We start from the raw sequence: 6,376 nt of genomic DNA, 5'->3' as shown, positions 1-6,376 counted from the left end.
ACATCCATTACGCACAGTCGGGTATTTTCACACCTTCCGACATGGAATTTGCCAGTGATGCAGTCGCCGCGGAGTGTAATCCGAACGTCGAAACCGTGATTATTCATGACCTCGATTTTGAACTCTTAAGGCGGCACCGTGAGTCGGGCAGCGTGCAGAACTGGAACGACCGTCGTACAGAGCTCTACCGGGTGGTTTATAAGGAAGATGGTAGCACGTTTGAGATTTAATCAATCGATCACCAGTCTGATCTCGCAGCCTGAGCCGTGATGTCTTAAAATCGGGCTCGGACTGCCTGTGGGATCGTTCGCAGGCGGAGTTACTGTTTCTCGCCCCGTTGATTTCAGGTGAGTGTGAATGAGTGATGACAGCTTTTCAAGCGAGCCAATCTCCATGCTGGATGCCCATCGTAATACTGCCAAAAAAGCGGGCATGCCGCCCGGTTCTCTGATTCATGTTGCCGATTTCAATGAAGAAGATACCCGTATTTCCGTCATCGACTACGGTCCGATTGATATTGAAGAACCCAGTGTAGAGACGGTCGAAGACCTGCTCAAATTTCGGGAGAAAGATTCGATCACCTGGGTCTGTCTGGAAGGGCTCAAGAATGTTGAAATTACTGAACTGATCGGCAAGTACTTCGATATTCATCCATTAGTACTGGAAGACATTCTTAATACGCATCAGCGGCCCAAGTTCGAAGAGTACGATGATTACCTGTATATCGTGCTGAAAGGTCTTTCCTTGGGAGAGGAAGAAGCGGAGCCAGGCGAGTTCAATGTTGATTATGAGCAGATCAGCATTCTGGTACTCAATGACTTCGTCTTTACCTTTAAAGAGTGGAAAGATGAACTGTTTCTTCCCCTGATTCAGCGGATCCGGAGCAGCACGGGGCGGATTCGTACCCTGGGATCCGATTATCTGACCTATGCGATATTGGATACGATTATCGATCAGAACTTTGTACTGCTCGACTCGATGGATGAGCGGATCGATGCGATCGAAGAAGAATTATTAACCGATCCCACATCTGATACTCTTGTCTCCATCCAGCGTCTGAAGCGGGAACTGATCAATATCCGTCGTTCGACATCCCCGCAGCGAGAACTGCTGTCAGCCATCCTGCGATCAGATCACGATCTGATCAGCGAGAAAATTCATATCTATTTCCGGGATGTGTTCGACCATGTCCTGAGAATCTCAGAATCGGTCGACTCTTATCGTGATATGCTGGCAGGTCTGCTGGATATCTATGTTTCGAGTGTGAGTAACAAAATGAACGAGGTCATGAAAATTCTGACCGTGTTTGCCTCGATCTTTATTCCGCTGACTTTCATTGCGGGAATCTATGGCATGAACTTTGAATACATGCCCGAGCTCCGCTGGAAATGGTCGTATCCGATGATCTGGGTGGTTTTCATCACACTGCCTGCGGTCCTGATAATCTATTTCAAAAAGAAAAAATGGTTGTAAGCCGGCCTTGATGAGATGACCGAATTAAACGGGACTTGAAGCCGCATGCTCTTATGGCTGGTTTTGGGGTTTTTGTGGTAGAAAAATCTGATGGGGATGTTTCATTCTGTGCCCATCGTATGCGATGCCGGGTTGAACCTCGCCAGGCGGGCTGACACATGGGACAACCCCTGCGACAACCTCGAATTGCATTGGGGCTACCCAATTCTTTCTCGAAAATTAGCCGTACGGCGTTAGCCGCGGTTTTTTGCGCGCTGGGAAAAACGAGGCTAATCTGGGGTGTTCTATGGTGAATATCGATGACTCATTTTTTGGGTCATTCAGTGGTTCGGGATTTTCATCTGCGGGAGTTGGGTGCCGATCCTTATAATTCGTTGTGAACCGGGTAAGGGAGTCTTGATCACCTTCACCGTTGGGCAAACCGACGATGCCACCCGCCCGTCTGATTTTGCAGGACTTATTGCAATAAATAGAGAGGTTTCGGGGTGCCATGGCCGGCTTGTCCGGCCGTGCGAAGTGAGTAGGGAAAGCCTGGTTCTGGGAGGAACGCGGCAGCTGCGACCTCCTGCTCGCTGTGCTCGGCCCGAATTGCATTCGGGCTCACCCTGTTTTTCTGCGTTTGCTGGTTATTCAAAGCACTGTCGGGCAAGCCGAATAATGGCACGCGCCCGGGGAGAGGACATTGAGTTATGTTTGTGGTTGCTGTGGTCATTCTTGTGTTCGATCTGTTTTCTGTTGTCTGGGCTCCGTTGCATGTTGGAATATTTTGTGGAAGTGCTTGGGGGCGTCAAGGGGAAGAACAATATCATGTGGCGATACGGGTTGACGGGGAACCGACCTGCTGCGACGTCGGGGCGGTGCCGAGGCGAAGCTTTGCGATGTGTGGCGACCCGCAGGGTAACATCAGGAACCGGTGTCGTTTCATGCAGTGCAAATCGGGAAAAAACAGGCTCAATTGCAGTGAAGATCTGGAACAGGTGGTCCGTGTTTCAGTGCACTGTAAACTGGGCACGCGCGCGACTCAGAATAGCGCTTATCGTCAGCGGCGCGCAGCGGTCAAGTTCATTTTATGCAGCGGGAGTGCGGGAATGTGCAGCAGCAGGTGTGGGAAGTTCAGTCCTGCAGGCGAGTGGAGACGATAGCGTAAAACTGAATACAGGCCGGAGATTAGACAAAACGCCTCAGAGAAACTGGTTCCCTGAGGCGTTTTGTGATTGAATCGTCAGAAGATTGCTTAATGATTATTGATCGTTATTCCAGGCCAGTCATCCGAACGGAACGGTGTGAGAGGCAGTCCTTCCTTGTTCTGTACATTACAGACAGGATTGTCTGCCCAGGCGTAACGAACTGCTGCCGGAGTCGCGACAGCATCATTCCAGACTTCGATTTTATTGCTGCCAACGATTTTGGCATTGGCTTTGACAAACTTCTGATCTTCGCCGGCAATCGTGAAACCGATGGGAGTCGGTACGTCGAAGGTATCCAGGCCTCCGCCGACATGATCGAAGGTCAGGATCGCTTTATTTCCTTTGACTTCCATCGACTTGTAGCGAGGGCTCTGGTGCACGACTTTCACGCCATAGTCTTCGGCGAGCGCCCAGCGAGCCAGTCGCATGGCGACATCCTGCTTATTCTTAGGATGAATGTCAGAAGCTTCGCCCAGATTCAGAATGACCGCCTCTCCCGTGTTGGGCAGGGCATCCATGGTCATGGTCTGTGCTTCCCGCAGTTCAGCCCAGTCGCTGTCAGCCGGTTCTGGTTTTTCGCTGCGGAAATCAGCCAGTTGAACCCAGTAGAAGGGGAAATCGCCCTGTTTCCATTCGTCACGCCAGTTCTGGATCATGAATGGGAACAGTTTTCGATACTGATAGGCGCGGCTGGCGTTCGATTCCCCCTGGTACCAGATCACCCCTTTGATCCCGTAGCCGATGGTCGGATGCAACACACCATTGTAGATATTGGCAGGTCGATGATTGCCGGTCAGCGGGTTTCGTGGTGGCCGGGGACGTTGTGGTGCTGCTTTTCCAGCTGCTTTGGCTTTTTTGACGGATTCTTTCCACTGATCCAGACGTTTGTCATAGGCAGCCGTCGCCTGTTCATGATTGTAGGTTTCTTCGGTCTTTTTCCACTTTTCCAGCATCTCTTTGAAAGCAGGCTCATCTTCCAGTCGCTTGCGATTCACCCAGGCTTCCGCAGAAGAACCACCCCAGGCATTGTCAATCAGGCCGATGGGCACATTCAGTGTCTGGTAGAGCTGGCGTCCAAAGAAGTAGCCGACCGCCGAAAAGTTTCTGACGGTTTCCGGGGTACAGGCTTCCCATTGCCCATTGAAGTCGTCCTGTGCTTCCTGGGTTCCTACCTGCGGTACCGATATCAATCGGATTTTGGGGTAATTGGCGGTCATGATTTCCAGGTCGGCGTCATTGGATGCACCTACGGTCCAGGCCATATTAGACTGGCCAGAGCAGATCCAGACTTCGCCGGAGAGGACATCCTTCAATGTGATGGTTTCTTTTCCCTTGATCGTGATTTCATAGGGACCACCCACTTTGAGGGGTTCGAGAGTGACTTTCCATTTTCCGTTGTCATCGGCAGTCGCAGTATGAGTCTGTCCATTGACAGTCACGGTGATTTTCTCACCCGGTTCCGCCCAGCCCCATATCGGGTTCTTCTGCCCCTGTTGCAGGACCATATGGTCTCCGATAATCGCGGGGAGTTTGATTTCAGCTTGTGCCTGCTTTACGTTGAATGCATCTACGGTGATCAGCATCAGCAAAACGGCTGCAAGTCGTTTCAGAGAGGTAAAATTCATTTGTAGTTCCTTGCAGGATAAGTAGAATGGAGAAGTGGTAACAATCCAGATCCACTACCAGCTTGATCTGAATGAGATCAGAATTCAAGCGAAGCCTTTCAAATGACGGTATCAATTTCGTTTTTTCATTTCTTGTAACTTCGCCAGGTGATTCATGAAACGTCAATTGCTGTTGCTGTGCTTCTGTGTGGTCGCTCTGACCGGCATTGGTTCTGTTCAGGCAGAAAACAAAAAAGAGGAGAAACGTTATGTCATCATTCACGCCGATGATGCGGGCATGTCGCATTCGGTGAATCAGGCAACCATCGAAGGGATGCAGAAAGGCATTGTCTCCTCTGCGAGTATTATGGTTCCCTGTCCCTGGTTCAAGGAGTTTGCGGACTTTGCCAAACAGAATCCGGATCAGGATTTTGGAATTCATCTGACTCTGAATTCAGAATGGAAAAATTATCGCTGGGGACCGGTAGCGTCTCGAGATCAGGTGCCGAGTCTGTTAGACGGGGAGCAATATCTCTGGGACAACGTGGGGCAGGTGATGAAACACGTCAATGTGAAAGATGCTGAAAAAGAACTGCGAGCACAAATTGAGCGTGCCAAATCCTTTGGAGTTCCCTTAAGTCATCTCGATACACATATGGGAGCCGTCGTCAGCCGTCCGGATCTGCTGGAAATGTACGTCAATTTAGGGATCGAATACCAGCTCCCGGTTCTGTTTGTCGCCAATCTGGATCCGGAGAAATATGGTCTGATTGCCGAGAAGGGCAAAGAGCTGAAAGCCGTTCTCGAAAAGAATAACCTGCCGGTCCTGGATGAACTGGTTCAGTTCTATGGCGAATCAGATTATGAAAAGCGAAAACAGGCTTACCTGGACAAGCTGCGGGCACTTAAGCCGGGGGTGACCCAGATTATTATTCATTGTGGCATTGATAATCAGGAATTGCAGAATATTACGAATAGTTCCTCGCGGCGTGATGGAGATCGGCGTGTATTTACCGATCCTGAAGTCATCAGGGAAATCAAGGATCTTGAAATTGAAGTCATTACCTGGAAGCAGTTTCATGAAATGGCAAAGCAGAAAGTGGCTGTCACGGAATAGACGGGTGTCTTTTTCCGGAGCCATACAGTTAACTCAAAGTGCCGGTTTCCAGTCTCTTTTGACTCAGGAAATGACATTTGGGGGAATGCGGGCAGTAAAAAAATCCCCTGCAGAGAAATTATCTGCAGGGGACCATTTTCAAAGATAGAAACGATCTATCTTTTTCAGGAGGTACGAACAGGTCCATCAATCCTATATTGACCGGTGATCGACATCAGGCGAGTACTCTACTGATGAGCGTACGATCCGTGTCGGGCCGCATGTCATTCCAAGACTGATAAAACACTATTGTGGGGGGCTGTTAGATACTGGTTGTTCCAGACAGCATTTGCTCCCGGTTTCGCAGCAGGTGAGCTGTAATTCACAACAGGTTTTTTCGGATGTACAGCACTCTTTTGCCTGAATACAGCATTCCAGGCTTTGCTGGCAACATTCCGCTTTGGCGGATGTGTGACAACAGGCCAGGTTCTGGTCACAGCAAGGCAGGTTCATTTCGCAGCAGTTTGTGGAACTGGTTTGCGTAGTGGCCGAAGCTGTTATTCCCAGGCCTACTGATAACAGGGTCGCAGTAATTACTTGAGTAAACATCAGACGTCTCCTTATTATGGATCAATGAAAATAACTGAATCTGGTTGAAACTTTGGTATCGCTGTTTCAGTCAGTTAACAGATCCAGATGCAATGCATCAGGTATAAAGGACGTGAAGATGTCTGGGGAGAGGATGAGCCGCTGATTGAAATCTGGCCTGTAATACCTGGCAGACTGAAATCATTCAGAGTGAACAGGCCTGTGGCTGGTGCAGGTAAGCGGGGCTTGGAGGTGATCGGAAACTGGTCGACACAGCACTGGCAGCATTCACTTGAGATCGGTGAAACCGGTTGAGAATGCGAAGCGGAGTGGGTCGGGCAGCAATGTGTAACAGCAGATGCATGAGGATCAGTCGTCAGCCGGTTTGAAACGCAGTTCTCGCCGGGAGTGGCGATCAGGCTGGAAAG

At 49.9% G+C, this 6,376-nt stretch carries 4 protein-coding genes and 1 pseudogene (1 of these 5 only partly in view); 3 read left to right on the top strand and 2 right to left on the bottom strand.

Features of this window, described 5'->3' with window-relative positions; all coding sequences use genetic code 11:
- Positions 1-230, top strand: a pseudogene (locus AACZ40_RS21760) (carbon-nitrogen hydrolase); the annotation flags it as partial.
- Between the two features lie 127 nt (positions 231-357).
- A complete protein-coding gene (corA, locus tag AACZ40_RS21755) occupies positions 358-1,473 on the top strand; it encodes a magnesium/cobalt transporter CorA (protein ID WP_291166631.1) in 1,116 nt (371 codons plus the stop codon).
- 1,234 nt (positions 1,474-2,707) lie between these two features.
- Here the strand turns inward: corA and AACZ40_RS21750 are convergent.
- The gene (locus AACZ40_RS21750) at positions 2,708-4,285 is read right to left on the bottom strand and encodes a sialate O-acetylesterase (RefSeq protein WP_291174931.1); all 1,578 of its coding nucleotides are present in this window, start codon (positions 4,283-4,285) and stop codon (positions 2,708-2,710) included.
- Positions 4,286-4,439: 154 nt separating this feature from the next.
- Between AACZ40_RS21750 and AACZ40_RS21745 the strand changes: the two genes are divergently transcribed.
- Entirely contained in the window at positions 4,440-5,381 is a 942-nt protein-coding gene (locus AACZ40_RS21745; RefSeq protein WP_291174929.1) for a polysaccharide deacetylase family protein, read from the top strand.
- A 662-nt stretch (positions 5,382-6,043) separates the two neighbouring features.
- Here the strand turns inward: AACZ40_RS21745 and AACZ40_RS21740 are convergent.
- Positions 6,044-6,376, bottom strand: partial view of a hypothetical protein gene (locus tag AACZ40_RS21740; RefSeq protein WP_291174927.1) — the 3' portion only. 42 nt of this gene lie beyond the right edge of the window; the window shows 333 of its 375 coding nt (coding positions 43-375); its start codon lies off the right edge, out of view — the gene reads right to left on this strand; it ends in the stop codon at positions 6,044-6,046.

The sequence above is a fragment of the uncultured Gimesia sp. genome, from assembly GCF_963972345.1.
Classification (GTDB): domain Bacteria; phylum Planctomycetota; class Planctomycetia; order Planctomycetales; family Planctomycetaceae; genus Gimesia.
This window is presented reverse-complemented; position numbering and strand designations above follow the sequence as displayed.